Origin of the sequence: Mitsuaria chitosanitabida ATCC BAA-476 = NBRC 102408 (genome assembly GCF_001598255.1) — a bacterium.
In the GTDB taxonomy this organism is placed as follows: domain Bacteria; phylum Pseudomonadota; class Gammaproteobacteria; order Burkholderiales; family Burkholderiaceae_C; genus Roseateles; species Roseateles chitosanitabidus.
Genome location: NZ_BCYP01000031.1, coordinates 1 through 2,335 on the forward strand (window position 1 = coordinate 1; position 2,335 = coordinate 2,335).

General features: G+C 64.8%; 1 protein-coding gene and 1 pseudogene. Both read right to left on the reverse strand.

What is annotated here, in order from left to right:
- On the reverse strand, positions 1-680 hold a 680-nt coding region (locus MCHT01_RS19300; RefSeq protein ID WP_148661618.1), incomplete at its 3' end, for a hypothetical protein.
- Between the two features lie 263 nt (positions 681-943).
- Positions 944-2,335 (reverse strand): annotated as a pseudogene (locus MCHT01_RS26845) (hypothetical protein); the annotation flags it as partial.

The window sequence follows — 2,335 nt, forward strand, 5'->3', positions numbered from 1 at the left end:
ACTTCGACCACCACCGGCTCGCTGCGATGGCCGCTCTTGTCGGTCTGAACGACCGTGATCGAGTTGCGCCCCTCGGCAAGTTCGCTCGCCGGCACGCCTGCGCCATGACCCTTGTGCCAGGTCTTGCCACCGTCGAGGCTGTACTCCCACTCGGCATCCGGCAGCACGCCGGAGATCGGCACCCAACCCTGGCCGTTGATCGGAGTGCCATCCGAGGTAGGGACTGTGACGCGGGACGGGAAGGCATCACCACCGGAAGACGAACCAGGCGACTGCGGCACCTGCGCACGCTCCTTCGCGTCGTTGCCGCCGCCTCCAGCCGCCGCGACCAGACCGATCAGGCCCAGCGCTCCCATCCCTACGGTCGTCAGGCTGATGCCTGTCGCGCCCGCGCCGGACGCGCCGGCGACCGTCGTGATGCCTTCGGCGATCGCCTGTTCCGATGCGGACGTGGTTGCCAGAACAGCAGCGCCGTTCTCATCGGTCTTCTCCGTCGAGGGGTCCTCGCTGTCTGAAGACGGATCCTGCGTCAGTCGCGGATCGCCCTTCTCGTCGAGCATCCGCTTGGGGGCATGAGATGCGGCCCGAGAGGGGCCGTGCACGGCCCTGCGCACCGGATTGGCAACAGATCCGGGCCCGGACCCGGACGACATGTTTTGCGACAGAAGGATCGAAGTCATGGCGGCTCCCGAGCTTGTAAAGGATGGCCGCAGTGTCGAAGTCAGGAGCTTCGAGCTCCATGACCTCAATGAGTCAGAAACCAGAGATCAGATCCCTCATTTGAGCCATGCAGGCCCCGCGTTCTGATAGGTCCCGCATCCCGATCAAATGAGGTCGAGCTGGGCTGTCCGCCTCCCGCGGACCGGTGCCCGACGAAAAGCGAAACGCCCCGCGCGAGGCGGGGCGATGTGAGCGACCGACGTCCTATTGAAAGTGCGCTTCGTCAAGCCACAAAGATGTAGGAGCCGTCGGCCCACTGGATCGGGATGCGCGCCGTGACCGAGGTGATCAGGACGATCTCAGGATTCAAGAAATCCGATTGACTGTCCGTATCCACAAGGATGGCCGCCTGCCCCTCGTAGGTCCCTCGCTGGAAGGAGCGACTCGACACGTTTGACAAGCCTAGATCCCGCATGTCGATCTGATCCTTGCCGGACTCGAAGTCGATGAGGTACACGCCCTTGGTCCCGGTGGTGAACTTGAAGGTGTCGTAGCCGTCTCCGGACACCAGGGACAGGTTGCCACTCGGCGCCGTCAGGACGTCGTCATCGCCGGTGCCCAAGAGCGCACCGCGCACCGCGCGCTGGCCTTCCACCTGCAAGGCGGCAACGCCGTTCGCTGCACTGGCGGTGGTCAGGTTCCCGGCCCGGTCGCTGACCACGACTTGGTAGTACCCATCCGCCAGGCCGGACAGATTGGACAGGTCGATGGTGGCTCCGGCGCTCCCGACCTCGAGACGATGGCATTTGTCCGTCGCGAGCGCATCGAGAACTGCCAACGACGCCATGGGGCCGGCACTGACGGCGACGACATACACGGCCCCCGCTTCGTCCGGCGCGACCGAGGCACCATCGCTCGAGCTGGGCAGCGTGAGGGTCTGCGCGGCAATCTTGGTGTCCTTGACCAGGTCCATGCTGCTCGTCAACTGATTGCCGGCCAAGTCGATCTGGCGGACGATGACGTGATTGGAACCCTCGGCCAGCGCACTGCTCTCGATCTTCGAGCCGGTACCCGGCGTCCAGGTACTGCCGTTGTTCAGGCTGTAGTCCCACTTGGCACCCGCCTCGATGCCGGACACGTCGATGGCGGCATCCGAGGTCAGCCTGTCGGTCGTCGAAGTGCCGGTGTCGTTGGATACCTTCAGGGAAGGAGCGGCGACCTGCGTGTCCTTCACCACATCGACGCTGGTCGTCGCCCGGTTGCCCGCAACATCGGTCTGGCGGATGGTGATGCGGTTCGTGCCCTCGGCGAGTGCACTCGCAGCGATCGACGAGCCGGTGCCCTGGTTCCAGGTCGCACCGCTGTCCAGGCTGTAGTCCCACTTGGCGCCGGTCTCAAGGCCGGACACAGCCACCGAGCCAGTGCTGTTGATCGGATTGGCACCATTGCTCGATGCCACCGTCGGCGCCACCACCTGCGTATCCTTCACGACGTCGATGGTCTTCGACGCCTGATTGCCAGCAGGGTCGGTCTGGCGAATGGTGATGTGATTGATGCCTTCACTCAGGTCGCTGGCGGCGATCGAAGAGCCGATGCCCGACTTCCAGGTCGTGCCGCTGTCCAAGCTGTAGTCCCATTTGGCGCCTGTCTCCAGGCCGGACACGGCCACCGTGCC